Annotated in this window: 16 protein-coding genes; 9 read left to right on the top strand and 7 right to left on the bottom strand. The window is 70.4% G+C overall.

Annotated elements, in window-relative coordinates; translation table 11 throughout:
* Positions 1–13 precede the first annotated feature (13 nt).
* From MRBLWH3_RS02025 to MRBLWH3_RS02015, 3 genes are read left to right on the top strand one after another with little or no spacing between them, the layout of a single operon-like run.
* Positions 14–1,279 carry a sensor histidine kinase gene (locus MRBLWH3_RS02025; RefSeq protein ID WP_363428204.1) on the top strand — a complete coding sequence of 422 codons (1,266 nt, stop codon included), beginning with the start codon at positions 14–16 and terminating at the stop codon, positions 1,277–1,279.
* Positions 1,267–1,977 carry a response regulator transcription factor gene (locus MRBLWH3_RS02020; protein WP_363428202.1) on the top strand — a complete coding sequence of 237 codons (711 nt, stop codon included), beginning with the start codon at positions 1,267–1,269 and terminating at the stop codon, positions 1,975–1,977. The genes MRBLWH3_RS02025 and MRBLWH3_RS02020 overlap by 13 nt, the downstream gene beginning before the upstream one ends.
* Positions 1,974–2,831, top strand: a complete 858-nt coding sequence (locus MRBLWH3_RS02015) for a DUF4097 family beta strand repeat-containing protein (protein WP_363428200.1) — start codon at positions 1,974–1,976, stop codon at positions 2,829–2,831. Before MRBLWH3_RS02020 ends, MRBLWH3_RS02015 begins: the two co-directional genes overlap by 4 nt.
* A 113-nt stretch (positions 2,832–2,944) precedes the next feature.
* Here the strand turns inward: MRBLWH3_RS02015 and cofE are convergent, their stop codons facing one another.
* Positions 2,945–3,721, bottom strand: a complete 777-nt coding sequence (gene cofE / locus MRBLWH3_RS02010; RefSeq protein ID WP_363428198.1) for a coenzyme F420-0:L-glutamate ligase — start codon at positions 3,719–3,721, stop codon at positions 2,945–2,947.
* Positions 3,722–3,820: 99 nt separating this feature from the next.
* Positions 3,821–4,327 (bottom strand): GNAT family N-acetyltransferase, encoded by a 507-nt coding sequence (locus tag MRBLWH3_RS02005; protein WP_363428196.1) that lies wholly within the window; start codon positions 4,325–4,327, stop codon positions 3,821–3,823.
* A 147-nt stretch (positions 4,328–4,474) separates the two neighbouring features.
* On the opposite strand from MRBLWH3_RS02005, the gene MRBLWH3_RS02000 reads away from it, so the two are divergent.
* On the top strand, positions 4,475–5,035 hold the full coding sequence (locus MRBLWH3_RS02000) for a thioesterase family protein (protein WP_363428194.1): 561 nt from the start codon (positions 4,475–4,477) through the stop codon (positions 5,033–5,035).
* Positions 5,036–5,044: 9 nt separating this feature from the next.
* On the opposite strand, the gene MRBLWH3_RS01995 is transcribed toward MRBLWH3_RS02000, so the two are convergent.
* Positions 5,045–5,359 (bottom strand): ATP-dependent DNA ligase, encoded by a 315-nt coding sequence (locus MRBLWH3_RS01995; RefSeq protein WP_341996226.1) that lies wholly within the window; start codon positions 5,357–5,359, stop codon positions 5,045–5,047.
* 136 nt (positions 5,360–5,495) lie between these two features.
* On the opposite strand from MRBLWH3_RS01995, the gene MRBLWH3_RS01990 reads away from it, so the two are divergent.
* Positions 5,496–6,284, top strand: a complete 789-nt coding sequence (locus MRBLWH3_RS01990) for an EAL domain-containing protein (RefSeq protein WP_363428192.1) — start codon at positions 5,496–5,498, stop codon at positions 6,282–6,284.
* Between the two features lie 44 nt (positions 6,285–6,328).
* Here the strand turns inward: MRBLWH3_RS01990 and MRBLWH3_RS01985 are convergent, their stop codons facing one another.
* Positions 6,329–6,586 carry a hypothetical protein gene (locus MRBLWH3_RS01985; protein ID WP_363428190.1) on the bottom strand — a complete coding sequence of 86 codons (258 nt, stop codon included), beginning with the start codon at positions 6,584–6,586 and terminating at the stop codon, positions 6,329–6,331.
* 42 nt (positions 6,587–6,628) lie between these two features.
* On the opposite strand from MRBLWH3_RS01985, the gene MRBLWH3_RS01980 reads away from it, so the two are divergent.
* Positions 6,629–6,931 carry a hypothetical protein gene (locus tag MRBLWH3_RS01980; RefSeq protein ID WP_363428188.1) on the top strand — a complete coding sequence of 101 codons (303 nt, stop codon included), beginning with the start codon at positions 6,629–6,631 and terminating at the stop codon, positions 6,929–6,931.
* On the opposite strand, the gene MRBLWH3_RS01975 is transcribed toward MRBLWH3_RS01980, so the two are convergent.
* Complete coding sequence (locus tag MRBLWH3_RS01975) at positions 6,923–8,875, bottom strand: diguanylate cyclase domain-containing protein (protein ID WP_363428186.1); 1,953 nt, start codon at positions 8,873–8,875, stop codon at positions 6,923–6,925. The genes MRBLWH3_RS01980 and MRBLWH3_RS01975 overlap by 9 nt on opposite strands.
* 214 nt (positions 8,876–9,089) lie before the next feature.
* Here MRBLWH3_RS01975 and MRBLWH3_RS01970 point away from each other — a divergent pair, with 214 nt between their 5' ends.
* On the top strand, positions 9,090–9,686 hold the full coding sequence (locus MRBLWH3_RS01970; protein ID WP_363428184.1) for a hypothetical protein: 597 nt from the start codon (positions 9,090–9,092) through the stop codon (positions 9,684–9,686).
* A 61-nt stretch (positions 9,687–9,747) separates the two neighbouring features.
* On the opposite strand, the gene MRBLWH3_RS01965 is transcribed toward MRBLWH3_RS01970, so the two are convergent.
* Positions 9,748–10,656, bottom strand: coding sequence for a LysR family transcriptional regulator (locus MRBLWH3_RS01965; RefSeq protein ID WP_363435227.1), 909 nt, complete (start codon positions 10,654–10,656; stop codon positions 9,748–9,750).
* A 164-nt stretch (positions 10,657–10,820) separates the two neighbouring features.
* On the opposite strand from MRBLWH3_RS01965, the gene MRBLWH3_RS01960 reads away from it, so the two are divergent.
* Both MRBLWH3_RS01960 and MRBLWH3_RS01955 read left to right on the top strand, forming a co-directional pair.
* A complete protein-coding gene (locus MRBLWH3_RS01960; RefSeq protein ID WP_363428182.1) occupies positions 10,821–14,570 on the top strand; it encodes a bifunctional proline dehydrogenase/L-glutamate gamma-semialdehyde dehydrogenase in 3,750 nt (1,249 codons plus the stop codon).
* A 305-nt stretch (positions 14,571–14,875) separates the two neighbouring features.
* Positions 14,876–17,107, top strand: coding sequence for an alpha/beta hydrolase-fold protein (locus tag MRBLWH3_RS01955; protein WP_363428180.1), 2,232 nt, complete (start codon positions 14,876–14,878; stop codon positions 17,105–17,107).
* Between the two features lie 117 nt (positions 17,108–17,224).
* Here the strand turns inward: MRBLWH3_RS01955 and MRBLWH3_RS01950 are convergent, their stop codons facing one another.
* Positions 17,225–17,596 carry a substrate-binding domain-containing protein gene (locus tag MRBLWH3_RS01950; protein WP_363428178.1) on the bottom strand — a complete coding sequence of 124 codons (372 nt, stop codon included), beginning with the start codon at positions 17,594–17,596 and terminating at the stop codon, positions 17,225–17,227.
* Positions 17,597–17,823 lie beyond the last annotated feature (227 nt).

Genomic DNA, 17,823 nt, shown 5'->3' with positions numbered 1-17,823 from the left:
TAGCTTTGGTGACATGACCTCCTCGGACTCCCCTCCCGTCCGCCCAGTGACGCGGCCCGCCCAGGTGGCGGGCGCCATCGCGCAGCTCGCAGCGCTCGGCGTTCTCGGCGCAGCGGCCTTCTCCCTCCTCTTCACGCTGCTCGGCGTCGGCATCGGCCTCGTGTTCGTGCTGGGCATCGGCCTCGTGGTGCTCGTCGGGCTCGTCTACGTGCTCTTCGCGCTCGGCTGGCTCGAGACCGAGCGCGTCGAGGGCCTCTACCGTTTCGGGCTTGTGCGGCTGCATCCGCGATCGAGCGGTCGCCCCGGATTCGGCGGCTTCCTCCGCACGCTCTGGATGCAGACGATCGATCCCGGCACATGGCGCGCCATCGCGAACCTGGCGATCGCGACGATCCTCGGCTGGGTCGTCGTGGCCCTCGCCGGAATCCTCGTGTCGGGCGCGGTGCTGGCGTTCGCGCCGCTCTTCGCCGACGCGAGCGCCGTGCGTCTCGCCCGCACCGGCATCGAGGTGCCGCTCGCGTGGGCCGTCCCCGTCGGCATCTTCGCCGCGCTCTTCTCGGCCGCCGCGCTCATCGGACTCGGCGTGCTCCACGGCATCATCGCGCGGGCGATCATGGTCCCCTCGCGGGAGGCGCAGCTCGCCGCCGCTGCCCGCATGTCGAGCCAGCAGCACGCCGGTGCCGTGCGTGCCGCCGACGTCGAGCGCACGCGCATCGAGCGCGACCTCCACGACGGCGTCCAGCCGCGGCTCGTCTCCGTCGGCATGACCCTCGGGCTCGCGCAGCAGAAGATCGACGCCGACCCCGAGGCCGCGAAGGCCCTCATCACCGAGGCCCATACCTCGACGAAGGCGGCCATCACGGAGTTGCGGCAGCTGGCACGAGGCATCCACACCTCTGTCCTCGATGATCGCGGACTCGACGCGGCCATCTCGGCGCTCGTCGCACGTTCGGTCGTGCCGGTGCACACCGACGTCCGCCTGGACGGCCGATGCAGCCGCGACACCGAGGCCGCCGCGTACTTCGTGATCGCCGAGGCGCTCACCAACGCCGCCAAGCACTCGCGGGCGACCGAGGTACGCGTGGTCGCGCGGCTGCGCGAGCCCGGCACGCTGTGGGCGCGCGTCGAAGACAACGGCATCGGCGGCGCACGGGTCATCCCCGGCGGCGGCCTGGACGGCATCGTCAACCGCGTGCTCGCGGCCGGCGGCGAGGCGCGCATCGACAGCCCGGCCGGCGGACCCACGAGCGTGGAGGTGAGCATCCCGTGCGCGTCCTGATCTGCGAGGACTCGGCGCTGCTGCGCGCCGGCCTGGTGCGGGTGCTCGAGGACGCCGGCCACGATGTGGTCGCGGCCCTTCCCGACGCATCGCGTCTCGACCACACCGTGGACGAGACGGCGCCGGACCTCTGCATCCTCGACGTGCGGCTGCCCCCGACCTGGGTCGACGAGGGCATCCGCGCAGCGCTGTCGCTGCGGGCGCGGCTGCCCCAGCTCGCGGTGCTGGTGCTCTCGCAGTACGTCGAGGAGCGGTACGCCGCCGACCTCATCTCCTCCAGCGGCGGGGCGCTCGGCTACCTCCTGAAGGACCGTGTCGCCGACGTCGCCGACTTCCTCGAGGCGATCGAGCGCATCGCGGCGGGTGCCACGGTGCTCGATCCCGAGGTCGTCGCGCAGTTGCTCAGCCGGAGGACGAGGGACGAACGGATGCTGCGCCTCACCGACCGCGAGGCCTCGGTGCTCGCGCTCATCGCCGAGGGCCGGTCCAACCAGGCCATCGCCAAGGCACTGCATGTCACGGAGGGCAGTGTGGAGAAGCACATCACCGCGGTCTTCCAGAAGCTGGACCTCGAACCCGACGAGTCGGGCAACCGGCGTGTGCTCGCCGCGATCGCCCACCTCGAGCACGGCGGCCCGACGCCGCCGGCTCCCCCGACACCCAGCGGCCGTGGGCCGCAGACAGGAACGAACCGATGAGCACGACCCTGACCCCTCCTCCCGTGACCCCCGACAACCCCGTCGAACCGCCGCGGCCCTCCTCCGGCGGATCGCGCGCCGTCGCGATCGTCGTGATCGTAGTGGGCGGGATCGTTCTCCTCGGCGCGACGATCTCGGCGGCCGTCGGGACGATCGCCTCGGCGTCGGTGCACACCTCCACCCGCACGGTCGACGCCGCCGGCGTCGAAGAGCTGGACGTCGATGCCGCCGCCGGCACGCTGCGCGTCGAGTTCACCGATGTGCGGGAGGCAGAGCTCGAGGTGACGAGTTCGTGGGACGCCGACGCCTGGCAGCTCGAGCGCGACGGCGACTCGCTCCAGGTCTCGTCGCCCGATCGATTCGGCTGGTTCGTCTGGCGCGGCTGGTTCGGCGACGGGAGAGCAGACGCCGTGCTGCGGCTGCCGTCCTCGCTCGACGGCCTCGACGCGGACGTATCGCTCGCGGCCGGCGAGTTCGTGACCGACGGCGAGTTCGGCGATCTCGCGCTGTCGCTGGCCGCCGGGTCGTTCGATGTCACGGGTTCGGCGGAGTCTCTCAGCGCCGACGTGAGCGCCGGACGGGGCACGCTCGAGCTCGAAGGTGTGCGCCAGGCCGACCTCACGGTGAGCGCCGGCTCCCTCGATGCGACGCTCACGGGCACACAGCCGGATGCGATGGATCTCGACGTGAGCGCCGGCTCGCTGCGGCTCACGGTCCCCGAGGGGGAGTACGACGTGCGCTCCCAGGTCTCGGCCGGCCGGTTCGACAACAACGTCGGGTCCACGCCCGGTGCGTCGAGCGCCATCAGCGTGCAGGTGTCGGCTGGCGAGGCCGTACTCTCGTCCGGGCGCTGAGCCGCCTCAAGCTCCCACCCGCCCAAACCACCCCTTTTCGCCGAAGCCACCCGTCCTGGCCCGTCCGGGATGGGTGGGCTCGGCGAAAAGGGGTGGTTTGGGTGAGAGAACAGTCAGGGAGCGAGGGATGCTGCGCCCGCGGCGAATCCTTCGGCGTAGGCCTCGTCGGCACCGAGGCGGAACATGTCCTTCTCGAGGGGGCGCACGATCGAGCGGGCGCCGGGCAGGTCCAGAGCGCCGACGAGGTCGGCGCGCCCGCGCACGACAGCGACGGGGCGCCGGGCCGCCTTGCCCTTGACGAGGTCCGCCGCGGCGGCGAGCTCGTCCCCGACGCACGGCATGGTGACGACGAGCGGGCGGCCCTCGGCATCCGTGCCCCCGCGGAGGTCCTCGAAGACGTGCACGCCGCCGGCGCCGATCGCGTGATCGGTCTGGCCTTCGCGCCAGGCGCGGCCGAGCGTGTCCGACACGATGACGCCGACCTCGACGCCGAGGCGCTCGCGCAGGCCCGCGGCGATCGCGCGGGCGGAGGCGTCGGGATCGACCGGCAGCAGCAGCACGGTGCCCTCGGGCGTGTTCGACGCGTCGACGCCCGCGGCAGCGGAGACCATGCCGAGGCGGTTCTGGACGATGCGCGTGGTCGCGCCGTTGGGCGTGCTGCGGGATGCCACGACCCGCACCGTCTCGGACGTGATGGCGTCTTCGCGGTCGTCGGCGACGACGAAGCGTCCCTCGGCCTTCGAGACGATCTTCGAGGTCACGACGAGGATGTCGCCGTCCGCCAGGTCGTCCTCCACCGCGCGGGCGATGATGTCGACGAGGTCGGCACCCGCCTCGATCTCGGGGATGCCCTCGAGAGGCCAGACGGTGAGCGCGGTGCGAGGCGGCATGCGTCCAGTCTTCCGGATGCGCGACGGGTCGGCGCACGCGTGGCGAGATGCCGAGGGGCGTGCCCGGTGAACCGGACACGCCCCTCGGGACAACGTGGATCAGCGCACGAAGCGCACCTCGGTCAGGGTCTCGCCGAGGAAGGGCTCGGTGTGCGTCGCGCCGTCGAGCGTGAAGCCGTTGCGCGTGTAGAAGCGGTGCGCACGCGGGTTGTCGTCGGCGACCCAGAGGTACAGCCCCTCGGCCGGCTCGACGACGGCGTCGAAGAGCCTCTGGCCGATGCCGGTGCCGTGGTAGGCGTCGAGGAGATAGATGAAGTACAGCTCGCGGAAACGCGGAGCATCCTTGTCGCGGGCGGGGCCGGAGCCGGCGAATCCGACGATGTCGCCGTTCACGAGGGCGGCGAACATCTTGAACTCGGGACCCTGGACGGCCCAGTGCGTCCAGAGCTCCGCGAGGCGCTTGGGGGAGACGGCCTCGAGGGCGGCCTTGCTGATGAGGTGGTCGTACGTCTCGTGCCAGGCGGTCGCGTGGACGCGACCGAGGGCCTCCGCGTCGACGTCGCGCACCGGACGGACGACGATGTCGGTCTGGGTTTCGGCTTCCATGGCCAGACTCTACGCGCGTCGGCGCGAGACCCGAAATCGGGGGAACGCACGGTGAACAGGCAGTGGCGAGCGGATGCTGCGGCCCTGGCTGTCGGGATCCGACAAGCGAATCTGCATGGCGATCGAGGGTCGCTACGATCGCACCTCGTGAACGTGATGTGGCGCACCCTGATCGTGATGGTGACCGCGCGGCGGCGGCTGCGGCGAGGCGGGCGACTCGGCCCTGACGAGATCAGCCGCATCCGGCTCACCACGCTCCTCACCGACATCGACCTGCTGCGTCACATGAACAACGGGCGATATCTGTCGCTGTTCGACCTCGGCCGGTGGGACCTGCTCGTGCGGACGGGCCTCTGGGATGTCATGAAGACGTACGGCTGGTACGCCGTCGTCTCGAGCGAGACCGTGACGTTCCGCAAGTCGCTGAACCTCTGGCAGAAGTTCGACGTCGAGTCGCGCCTGATCGGGCACGACGACAAGGCCGTCTACCTCGAGCATCGCGCCGTCGTGGGCGGCGAGGTCTATGCCCGCGCGATCATCCGCGCCCGAATGATGAAGCGCTCCGGAGGAACGCTGTCGCACGAGGAGCTGTTCGCGGCGATAGGCCGCCCCGAGGGCGTTCCCGAAGTGGATGCATGGGTTCACGACTGGGCGGCAGCATCCGCTCTCCCTCCCACGCGTGCGGAAGCACCCAGCGTCTGGAACTGACGCGTCAGCCTATTGCGGAGCTGAGGGGTTCTCGGGCTCGGGCACGATCGTGAGGCCCGCGGGGGAGTTCGCCGCCTTCGCGAGAGCGTCCACCCATGCGGGGTTGAGCCGCGGCTGGCGGCCGCCGAAGTACTCGAACGCGAGCGAGACGTTCGGACTCAGCCACACCGACGTGCGTCCGAGACCGGCTCGGGTCGGGTCGCTCCAGGTGAACGGGAAGGACTCGCCGCGCCGCAGCTTGGCCCAGATCACCGCCTGCAGATGCGCGAGGATCCGATCGTCGATCGACGTCGTGACGCGGGTGTCGTAGGTGAGCGTGCCCATCGACCCCACCTTAGCCCCGCGGCGCCGGATCCCGGCGATTCGCGTGGGGCCGGAGGGACGGCGCGCGCATTATACGCAGTTCCTCCGTCCGTGTCTGGTGTTGCGCCTGGTTGCGAACGTCGTCGACTCTGGTGGCATGCCCCGCACTCCCCCACTCACCCGTGATCTGCGCGCTGCGCTTTCGACCGGGGAGCTGTGGATCGCCTTCCAGCCGCAGTACGATCTGTCGCCGCTGTGGTCTCCCGATGCCACGTCGTCGATCCAACCTGTCGCCGTCGAGGCTCTCTGCCGCTGGAATCACGCGCTCCTCGGCGCCGTTCCGCCGGACAGGTTCATCCCCCTCGCCGAGGAGGGCCATTTCCTCGATGAGGTCGACCTGCACGTGTTCAGTGTCGCGGTGGACCAGGTGACGCAGTGGCGTGAGGCGGGTCATCCGCTCGGGCTGGCGGTGAATGCGTCACCGGCGCACTTCTCGCAGCGCTACGCAGACCATGTCGTCGCGCGCTTGGACGGGCTCGGGATCGACCCGGTGGGAGTGACGGTCGAGATCACCGAGGCGCCGACGCCGCAGCTGCGTCCGGAGATGCTGACGGCGATGGAGTCGCTCCGATCGGCGGGGATGTCGATCTCGGTCGACGACTACGCGGGCGGCGACACCACGGTGAGCATGCTGGAATACCTGCCGATCGACGAGGTCAAGATCGACCGATCGCTCACGCAGCGCAACGACGCCGGAGCCGACGACGCGATCGCGGCAGTGGTGGAGAGCAGCGCCGCGCACGGCTGGCGGGTCGTGGCCGAGGGCATCGAGACCATCGCGGACCTCGAGCGTTCCCGGCGGCGCGGCTGCGACCGCGGACAGGGCTACCTCTGGGGTGTGCCGATGCCTTCCGAGGAGATGGATGCGCTGTTGGCAGCGGGCTGACACTCGTGGGATCGAGCGCCGGGGTGTGACCCTCGTGGCCGGCGTCAGAGCTCGTAGTCGGCGAGTTCGTCGTCGGGCTCGTCGATCGGAGCCGGCGCCTCGCCGACCTCGAACTGCGACCACGTCACCGGCATGCCGGGGGAGAAGAGGATGTCGACTCCCGGACCGCCGCGCAGCGGCGGGATGTTCACATAACCGCCCCCCGCCTTGATCGCCTCGAGGATGTTGGTCTTCAACTCCGCCACAGGGTCGGGCAGGAAGTAGTCGCGTCCATCCACGGTGAGCCGGTTCACGATCGCCATCGCCCCAGCGTACCTGCGCCCAGCCGCCCGTAGGATCGAGGAGTGGGCAAACTTCACTACGGCGCGCCGCCGGCGTCTTTCACGATCGACGATCGCACGCTCGCTCACCTCGAGCTGGTCATCATGGCGAAGCTGCGGCGTCGGGAGAACCTCTCGTTCGCGCACATCGACGAGGACACGTCTCTGCGTCAAGCCGTCTGGATCTCGCCGGTGACCCCCCTCAGGTTCGAGTACGAGGGGCCCATGCCCGAGATCAACCGGCTCTGGCTTCAGGATCTGGTCGACGCGGCGAACTCGTCCGCGGGGCTGAGGGTCCTTCCGGAGCCCGACCTTCCGTCACGCTGAGACGCGGCCGCCGCCCCCGCGCTTCGCGCGGTACATCGCCGCGTCGGCGGCGTTCAGCAGTCCTCCGGGTGAGACACCGCGCTCGGCAGCCACGACGCCGGCCGAGGCGTTGACGGTGACCTCGACGCCCCGCACGATGATCGGCTCGGTGATCGCGGCCAGCGCGCGCCCCGCGATCGCGGCGGCCTCCTCCGGCCCCGCGCTGACGCACACGATCACGAATTCGTCACCGCCCAGCCGCACGACGACGTCGGAGCTGCGGGCCACCCCGCTCAGTCTGCGGCCGATGGCGGCCAGGACCGCGTCGCCCATCTCATGGCCGTAGGTGTCGTTGATGAGCTTGAAGTCGTCGAGGTCGAGGAACACGACCGCCACCGCGGCTTCTGAGCCGTGCAGCAGCTCATCCAGCCGGTCGTCGAGGAAACGCCGGTTGTGCAGACCCGTGAGGGCGTCGCGCAGCGCGAGCTCGGCGAGCTCGGCCTGCGTGCGGGCGATCATGGCAGACCTGATCTCCTCGCCGAGGTCGAACGCGTCCTGCGCATGCTCGCCCCAGGGGAGGCTGCGGCCAGTGACGCTCTCGCGCCAGGCCGAGAAGGATCGGCGAGGAGACAGCGGGGTGTCGCGGTTCTCCGGCCGCTGGTCGCCGAGCCAGTCCACCGTGCGAGACACCTCGCTGCGCACGAAGGCGAGTGCATCGCCGTCGCCGCCGAGGGGTACGACGAGCAGGCCGGTCACGCCCGGCACCTCGACAGCGAACTCCGGTCGTTCGATCGGCAGCGCCTCCCACAGCAGCCTTCCCGGACCGAGCTCGTCGACGACCGCGAACAGGCGGGCCGGAGCAGGCACGACGCCCACGGTGTGGACGGCGTCGCCCATCCGCAGCAGGGCGCCGTCGGCCGGGATCACATCGAGCACGGTCCGCTCGCCGCTCATGAGGACGGCGCCGACATCGCCGCGCCCGTACAGCGGTGCGATGAGGGCGATCCGCCGCTCGCGCGCCTCGAGCTGCCGGCGCAGGCGCCGGATCTGATCGGCGGCAGCGAGCTGCGTGACGATCTGGGTCGCCATGACCTCGAGGGCCCGACGCAGCAGCACCGGGATGCGTCGGGGGGTGCGGTGAGCACACGTGAACATGCCCACGAGGCGGTCCTCGATGACGAGGCCGAACGACACCGTCGACGCCTGCCCCATGTTCCGCATGAACTGAAGGTGGTGCGGCGACACGGCGCGCAGCTCGGTTCCCCCGAGGTCGAGGCGCGCCTCCTCGGAGAGGAGCGTGTGCAGGGCCAGTCCCGGGTCCTCCGTGTCGGCGATCGCCCGTGAGCGCTTCTCGATGTACAGGGCGCGCGCTTGCGCGGGGATGTCCGACGCGGGGAAGTGCAGCCCGAAGTACGGCTCCATGTCGGGTTCTCGCTCGTCGGCGACGACCTGTCCGTGCCCGTCATCGTGGAACTCGTAGCACATGACCCGGTCGTAGCCCGTGATGGCCTTGATCTCGCGAGCCGCCAGCTGGCGCAGCTCGTCGGGGTCGGTGACTCCCGCCAGCCGCTGGATCGCGCCGACGACCCCGGTGCGTACGTAGTCCAGCTCGGGCACGACGGGCTCGAGCTCGACGACGAGCGGCACGGTGCCGCGATGCGCGATCACGTCGTAGACCGAGCCCTCGAACTCCGCCCGCACGGGATCGACGGCGAGCCCCTGGCCGATCGCCCAGGACAGGGTGTCGCTGCCGGCGTCCCGCAGATCACGTCCGAGCCAGTGCTCGACGTTCTCGCTCGCGACGACCACGACGCCCGTCGCCTCGTCGATGCCGAAGAGCACGCCATGCGCCTGGATGCGCCCGATCGTGCGGATCTGCTCCTGCGAGCATTCCTGCAGCCGGAGCGCCTCCGCGTCATCGCGGGGACGGTCGGGGTCGAAGAGGAGTGCGGGGGAGTCTGTCAACGCGAGTCCTTCGGAGGCGTGGCGGATGGAGGGGAACTGCGTTGGCGAGAGCCTCATCCTATGCGCGCAGGCATCGGCAGCCTAAGCGCCCACGGTGCCAGGCGTAGCGCAGCGACAGCGCCCGCGCAATGGGTTTGCGGCCGAGGGGCGTGCGGAGTTGCCTGACAGCGGTGGCGTCGGTACCCCGCCGGCGTCGGAGGGAGAAGGAGGAGCCGTGGATACGACCACCCTCATCTGGATCATCGTCGGCATCGTCGTCGTGCTCGCCATCGTCGTCGTCGCGCTGCTGCTCACCGCACGCGGGCGTCGCGAGCGCCGTCGACGGCACCAGCACGATCGTGCCGAGAAGCTGCGCGAAGACGCGCGCCAGACGGAGCTGCAGGCCCGGCAGCACGAGGCCGAGGCTGCCCGTGCGCAGGCGGATGCCGCCGCCGCGGCGGCGGCCGCGGAAGACGCCAAGGCCCGCGCCGCCGAAGCCTCGATCGACGCGGAACGCCGTGCGGGACGCGTCGACGACCACCGCGCCGAAGCCGAAGACCTGCGCCGGCAGCACGCGGAGGCGATGCGCAAGGCCGACGACGTCGACCCCTACGTCGACGGTTCCGGGAGCGGCGACGGCGCGAACCCCTCGGCCGCCGCCGACGCCCGAACGACCGCGCGGGCTGACACCGGCCGGCCGGCCGATGCCCGCGACGTCGTCGCCGACGCCCGTCATGACGGCCACGCCGACACGCGCGACGAGGTCGCGAGCGACGAGATCACCCGGCCGCCTGCCCCGCCGGAGCGCCGCGAGCGCACCGAGCGTGCCTGAACGGGAGACGCCTGAACGGGAGACGGATGCTGCAGCCCGCCGCTGCGCGATCGCCGGCGGTTCAGCCGACCAGGGCCGCAGCATCCGTCTTCCGCGGGGGGAACGCGTCGTGCAATGCGCGTCTCACCTCGAGGATGCCCGCACGAGCGTGTGAGGCCGTGCGCTGAGCCGTGAAGATCTCGCGCGCCGGTCGACCGGGCAGCTCGAGCAGTGACACCGGGATCGCCGATCCGTCCCACAGCAGATCGGGAAGCACGGCGACCGCCTGCCCCGCTGCGACGAGGCGCGCATGGGCCGAAAGGTCCGCGAGCTCATACCGCACATCGGGCTCGAACCCTGCTGCCCGGCACTGCTGGACGGCCCACAGGCGGGCGGCGGTGCCGGCGGGCTCCATGACCCACGGGCGCTCCCGCAGAGCGTCGAGTGAGCGAGCGGGATCGACGGATGCCACGGCCAGATGGATCGGGTCGGTGCCGAGCCGGTCGCGCTCCAGGCCTTTCGCGTGGGCGCGTGTGTGGCCGGGGTACTGCTCTGCGATGACGAGGTCCACGCCGCGCGCCGAGAGTTCGAACAGCCCGAGCTCCGGCGGCATCTCGACGAGCTCGACGCGCAGGTCGGGGGCGCGCTCCGCGAGGAGCGCGAGCGCCGCGGGAACGATCGCGAGCGCGGCCGTCTGCATGACCGCGACGCGCACCGGCGCGAGACCGGGGTGCAGCGACTCGAGCTCGCCGCGCGCCTGCTCGACGAGATCGAGCGCTCGCGCCGCGTGCGCCGCGAGGACGCGGCCGTGCTCGGTGAGGCGAACGCGGCGTCCTTCCGGGGCCAGCAGGGCGACGCCGGCCTCCTTCTCGAGCTGCGCGAGCTGCTGCGAGATCGTGGACGGACTGTACGAGAGCGCCTCGGCGACCGCCGCAAGCGTGCCGCGCAGGGCGAGCTCGTGGAGCAATCGCAGGCGTCGCAGCTCGAACATCGGCATCCCATCGAGAATCTCGAATGATATCGATCGTAGATGATCGCTTTTCATGAATGAATGGATGCCTCACCCTTGACCTCATGCAGCATGTGAGGCCGATGACGCACGATGGGGTGCAGGCTGGAAGCACGGAGTCCGACGAGGTGACAGCTGGAGTGCGAATGGAAGACCGATCCGACGAGCGCCTGGCCGGCGAGGCCGTCGCCCTGGCGCAGCGGTGGATCGCCGAGAGCGCCGAGGCCGAGGTCGACCCGGCCGCCGAGCGACTGGCCGGTGTGCTGAAGGACCCGAACGGCCTGCCGTTCACCATCGGGTTCGTCGACGGCGTGATGCGTCCCGAGAGCCTGTCGGCCGCGGCATCCCATCTGCATCGCGTCGCGCCTCTCGTGCCCGAGTTCCTGCCGTGGTACCTGCGCGGCGCGGTCCGCGTGGGCGGCGCGGTCGCACCGGTGCTGCCGTCGCCCGTGGTGCCGATCGCGCGCCGGGTGCTGCGCGAGATGGTCGGGCACCTCGTCGTCGACGCGCGCCCTGACAAGCTCGGCCCGGCCATCGCGGCGCTGCGCGAGAGAGGCGCGCGACTCAACCTCAACCTGCTGGGCGAGGCGGTGCTCGGCGAAAAGGAGGCGCTGCGGCGGCTCGAGGGGATCCACGAGCTCATCCGCCGCCCCGACGTCGACTACGTCTCGGTGAAGGTGTCGGCGATCGCGAGCCACATCTCGATGTGGGCGTTCGACGAGGTGGTCGACAAGGTCGTCGAGCGGCTGCGCCCGCTGTACCTGACCGCGGCTTCGCCGACGAGCTCGGTGAGCGGCCCGACGTTCATCAACCTCGACATGGAGGAGTACCGCGACCTCGACCTCACCATCGCGGTCTTCACGCGCCTCCTCGAAGACCCGCGGCTGCGGGGCCTCGAGGCGGGCATCGTGCTGCAGGCGTACCTCCCCGACGCGCTGCCGGCGCTCGAGCGGCTCACCGCATGGGCGCAGGAGCGCGTGGCGGCGGGCGGCGCGCGCATCAAGGTGCGCCTCGTGAAGGGGGCGAACCTCGCGATGGAGCGCGTGGACGCCGTCATGCACGACTGGAGCCTCGCCACCTACGGCGAGAAGGTCGACTCCGACGCCAACTACGTGCGCTGTCTCCGTCTCGCTCTCGACCCGGCGCGCACCCGAGCGGTGCGGATCGGCGTCGCCGGGCACAACCTCTTCGACATCGCGTACGCCTGGCTGCTCGCCGGCACGGCTGGGGTCCGGCCGGATGTCGAGTTCGAGATGCTGCTCGGCATGGCGCAGGGCCAGGTCGAGGCCGTCACACGCGAGGTCGGCCACGTGCTGCTGTACGTGCCGGTCGTCCGCCCGGACGAGTTCGATGTGGCCATCAGCTACCTCGTGCGACGCCTCGAGGAGAACGCCTCGAGCGACAACTTCCTCTCGGCGGCCTTCGACCTCGCGGACGATCCGGCGATGTTCGGCCGCGAGCGCGACCGGTTCCTCGCCTCGCTCGCCCGCGCCGACGACCCCGCCCTCGCGACGGGCCCGAACCGGGACCAGGACCGCGCCGCCGAGGCGACCGCCACCACGGAAGCCGCCTGCGCCGGGGCCCCGCGGGCTCAGGCGCGTCTTCGGCGGGCCGCCGGGGCTTCCGACGAGGCCGGCCTCACGCAGGCCGTGATCGGCATCGCGCGCTCGGCCGTGCCGGGCGACACGGCTCCGCTCGAGCGGTCCGTCCCCGAGCAGGTCTTCGGCGCCGAAGCGTTCGTCGAGACGGCCGTCTTCTCGCCGCGCGAGTCCGGTGTCCGGGTTGCCGGCGCCCCGGGCTTCCGCAACGCCCAGGACAGCGATCCCTCCCTGCCGGCGAACCGGACGTGGGCGCGCAGCATCCTGTCGCGCATCGAGACTTCGCGCGCGGGGGATGCCACTGTCGAGGCGGCCCGCGTCACCGACGAGCCCGCGCTGCAGGGCATCGTGGCGCGCGTGCGCGACGCGGCACCGGCGTGGGGCGCGCTCCCCGCGGCGGAGCGCAGCCTCGTGCTGACCGCCGCCGCCCGCGCGCTCGAGGCGCGCCGCGGCGAGCTCATCGAGGTCGCCGCTTCCGAGACGGGCAAGGTCTTCGCCGAGGCCGACGTCGAGGTGAGCGAGGCCGTGGACTTCGCGAACTACTACGCCGCCACCGCGCGCGAGCTCGACCGCGTGAGCGGTGCGGTGTTCGAGCCGGCGCGGCTCACCGTCGTCACGCCGCCGTGGAACTTCCCCATCGCGATCCCCGCCGGCGGCGTGCTCGCGGCCCTCGCCGCGGGATCCGGCGTCGTCTTCAAGCCCGCTCCCCAGGCGCGCCGCTGCGCCGCGGTCGTCGCCGAGGCGCTGTGGGAGGCGGGCGTGCCGCGCGACGTGCTCGCTCTCGTCGACATCGACGAGGGGGCCCTCGGGCAGACTCTGCTCTCGCACCCTGACGTCGACCGCGTGATCCTCACCGGTGCGTGGGAGACGGCGGCGATGTTCCGCTCGTGGCGTCCCGACCTGCCGCTCCTCGCCGAGACCAGCGGCAAGAACGCGATGATCGTCACGCCGACGGCCGACCTCGACCTCGCGGCATCCGATCTCATCAAGAGCGCGTTCGGCCACGCCGGCCAGAAGTGCTCCGCCGCGTCGCTCGCGATCCTCGTGGGTCCGGTCGGCCACTCGCAGCGCTTCGCGCGTCAGCTGGTGGATGCTGCGACCTCCCTGCGCGTCGGACCGCCATCGAACCCGCTCAGCGAGGTGGGCCCGGTCGTCGAGGTGCCGCGCGGCAAGCTCGAGTGGGCGCTCACCACCCTGGAGGAGGGGGAGTCCTGGCTCGTCGAGCCGCGGCGCCTGGACGCGGCCCCCGAGTACGACGGACGGCTCTGGACTCCCGGCATCCGCACCGGGGTGCAGCCCGGCTCGCGCTTCCACCGCGAAGAGTTCTTCGGGCCCGTGCTCGGGATCATGCACGCGTCCTCGCTCGCGCGGGCGATCGAGCTGCAGAACGCCGTGGCCTACGGGCTCACCGCAGGCCTCTACACGCAGAACCCGGACGACCTCGCGCTGTGGCTCGACCGCGTCGAGGCGGGCAATCTCTACGTCAACCGCGGCATCACCGGCGCCATCGTGCAGCGCCAGCCGTTCGGCGGCTGGAAGCGCTCGTCGGTCGGCGCCGGCGCCAAGGCCGGCGGCCCGAACTACCTTGTGGGTCTCGGTCGCTGGCGCGCCACCTCGGGCGCCCCGGCGTCGGCGACCCTGCACCTGCGCGGTCTCGACACCCGGATCGCCGCCCTGATCGAGGCCGCGCAGCCGTCGCTCGACTACGAGGCGTTCGAGTGGCTCCGTCGCGGCGCCCTGTCGGACGCGATCGCGTGGGACCGCGAGTTCGGGCAGGTGAAGGATGTCTCGGGCCTCGGCGTCGAGCGCAACCTCTTCCGCTACCGCCCGATCTCCGCGGTCGCGCTGCGCGCCACCGCGGACGCGTCGTGGCAGGCCGTGCTCCGGGTCGTCATCGCGGGCCTTCGTGCCGGCTCGCGACTGACGCTGAGCGCGCCCGTCGGATTGCCCGCGGCGGTGCGCCGCGTGCTCGCGGAGGAGGACGTCGCCGTCTTCGTCGAGACCGACGAGCAGTGGCTCGAGCGGCTTACCGCCGTCGACATCGTCGCGGCGGCCGCCGATGCCGACCCCGAGCCGCGGCCCCCGCGCGCGCGACTCATCGGCCAGGCCGAGTCGGTCGCGGCGCTGCACGCTGTCGTCGCGCAGGCGATGGGCGGCGACCCCGATCTCGCGGTCTACGACAACGAGGTCACCACCGCCGGCCGGCTCGAGTTGCTGCCGTTCCTCCATGAGCAGTCCGTCACGATCACCGCACATCGATTCGGCAACCCCGACCCGTGGTCGGAGGAAGTGATCTGACGGACGGACGAGGGAGTGCACGCATCGCAGGCGAACCCACGCCGGTCATCCTCGCACCCCGTCTGACACGGTGGCGCGACTCCTCGACCCGGAGCCCGCATCATCCATTACAACGTTGAAAATTCCTCTTGACACACGTCTCACCCGTTGGCCACGATGGTTCTCGGAATTTACGACGTTGTAAATCGCAGCCACACCGTGCGAATCGCACACGTCGTGACCGTCCACAGCGATGAGGGGCGACCCTCTGCAATGCGAGTCCACCGCGCATGTCAATGTGCACGACGCAGTGAGGAACCAATCGAATGAGTGTGAAGGAACAGCGGCGACGGGGCCGCCAGGGGCGGCGCCGGGCGTTGCCCGCAGTGCTCGCCGCGGCGGTCGTGGTCGGAGGAACTCTGGTCGCTGCCACGCCCGCGGCCGGAGCCGGAAGCGACCAGTGGGTGTCGTTACCGCCGAACGCCCCCGGGGTCGAAGACGTCTACCGCTTCACGGTGCCCAGCTCGGCCATCCAGCCGGCGACGGGCATCAACGGCGGCGTCGTCGCGGTGGAGGGCAACTTCGCCCCCGGCAAGACATGGACCACGCTGAACATGGGGTTGAGCGGCGGTAACTGGACCTCGACGATCGGACCCCTCGAGCCCGGCCTGTACTACTACCAGTACTCGGCCAGGTCGGCCTGGAACCAGGATGCGTTCCCGTTCCGCAACCCGGCGAGCCCCCAGGAGGTGACCTCGAAGCCCGCGTGGAACACGCTGTTCGTCGACGGCCCTGGCGCCGAATGGTTGGCTGACGTCCCCGACGGGGGGGCGCTGGAGGATCTCACCTACCAGAGCTCCGTCACCGGCGCGGAGCGTTCGGCGCTGGTGTGGACCCCACCGGGCTATGACGAGAGCCGTGCCGAGCCTTACCCGGTGCTCTACCTCCTGCAGGACGCGGGCCAGAGCTATCGCGAATGGGTGGAGCTCGGGCGACTGAAGCAGATCCTCGACAATCTCGCGGTCGAGGGCGACGCAGAGCCGATGGTCGTCGTGATGGGCGACGGCGAGTCCGATGAGATCCGCGGTGAGGTCGTCAAGAATCTCCTCCCCGCCGCGGAGGGAGCGTTCAACGTCTCCAGAGACGGCGACGATCGCGCGATCGCCGGTATCGGGAGAGGAGCCGAGCAGGCGCTCAGCCTTCTTGTCAGCGCCACGGGAGAGTTCTCGAGCGTCGGCTCGTTCTCGGGTGACCTCGAGCAGAACGTCGGCAAGGGCAAGGCGCGGCAGATCAACGACGCGACCGACCTCATCCGTCTCTACGTCGGCAACGTCACCGACCCGAGCTACGACTCGACGGTGAACCTCGCCGCCTCGCTCAGCGCAGCGGGCGTCGAGTTCCAGTCGGACGGATCCGACCCCGAGACGGGCGGCACGTGGGACACGTGGCAGAAGAACCTGCATGATTTCGCGCAGCGCGTGTTCCGGACGCCGGGTGACACCGGGCCGAGTGAGGGGCACCTCGCGCTCGAGCCGCACTCGCTCCCGGCCGCCGGCACCACGCCGACGCCGTGGATCGACGGGAACGGTGTCGTGACCTTCGAGACCGGCACGGAGTTCGCCGGCGCGAACAATGTCACGGTGTGGGGCAACTTCGGCCCGGCGGGCAGCTGGCCGCGCACGCCCATGACCAAGCAGGATGACGGGCGCTGGCGTCTGACGATGCCGGTCGAGGCGGGTTCGTACTACTACAAGTTCGTCGTGGAGGGGTCGGACCGCAAGGACACCACCAACCCGACGACCGTGCTCTCGGAGCCGAACTGGAGCACGTTCCAGGTGCCCGGCGATGACACGCTCCGTGGCGAGTACACGACGCCGGTCGCCCCCGAGGCTCGCGGCAACGTCGAGGTCATGGACTACACGAGCGGCGCGAACGGCAACCCCACTCGCTCCGCCTACGTGTGGACGCCCCCGGACTACGACCCCGATCGCGCCGAGGCCTACCCGGTCTTCTACCTCCAGCACGGCGGCGGACAGACGTGGACGGACTGGATCGAGGTCGGCTTCGCCGCCCAGATCCTGGACAAGCACTACGCCGAGGGAGACATCGTTCCCATGGTCGTCGTGATGGCCAACGGCAACGGCGTGAACTTCCCCAACGAGATCACGCAGCGAATCACGGTGGCCGCCGAGGCGCAGTACAACGTCAGCAACGACCCCGAAGAGCGAGCCCTCGCGGGCCTCTCGATGGGATCGCAGGCGGCATTGAGCACCTTGTACACGTTCCCTGGCCAGTTCGCCTACATCGGGGCCATGTCGGCGTTCACCAACCCCCCAGCCAACGCGAACGTGGCGGCGATCAACGAGGGCACGAAGCTCCTGCGCATCTACTCGGGTGACATGCAGGACTTCACCTACCAGAACACGTTGAGTCTCGTCAGCGCGCTGAACAACCGCGGGATCGAACACGAGTTCGCTCCGATCATCCCCGGTCCGCACAGCTGGGACGTCTGGCAGAAGGCGTTGATCGATCTGCTGCCGCATCTGTTCAACGGCTGACGCCTCAACCGGCGCTCCCGCGGAGTGACACCGTCGTCGACTTCGGCGACGGTGTCACTCCGCCGGCACGTGAGAGCCGGCCTCCGGCCGTGGCCGAGCGCTGACGCCGGGGTCTCCTCAGTCGCCTGCGCTGGTGAAACCGGTCGACTCGCGCTTGATGATGCGGAAGTCGGGCTTGAAGGTCTCAGGCGGCCGGCGCTCGTGCTTCTCGTTGATGCGCTCGATGAGCCGGTCGACCGCGATCGCGGCGATCTCGTCGCGGCCCGGATCGACCGTCGTCATGGAGGGCACCGACCACTTGCTCTCGTCGATGTTGTCGAAGCCGATCACCGCGACGTCGTCGGGGACGCGCAGTCCCTCTTCGCCGAGCGCTCGCAGCACACCGAGTCCGAGGGTGTCGCTCAACGCGAAGACGGCGTCGAACTCCACGCCCTCGCGAACCAGCAGATGTGCGGCGGCCGCGCCTCCGGGCCGGTTCCATCGGGACAACCTACTTCACCCCCCTACAAACTTGGTATCAATATACCACAAAATACACTAACACACACACCAACACTCAATTACACACCAACAACCCAAAACCACACAACACACATACAACCCCCACAACCACCACCCCAACAAACCACAATTATTAATAACACACACACCCCCCAACAAACACCACAACAAACCCCAAACCACCCAACATTAACTACACAAACAAACCAACCAAC

It is taken from the genome of Microbacterium sp. LWH3-1.2, assembly GCF_040675855.1.
In the GTDB taxonomy this organism is placed as follows: domain Bacteria; phylum Actinomycetota; class Actinomycetes; order Actinomycetales; family Microbacteriaceae; genus Microbacterium.
This window is presented reverse-complemented; position numbering and strand designations above follow the sequence as displayed.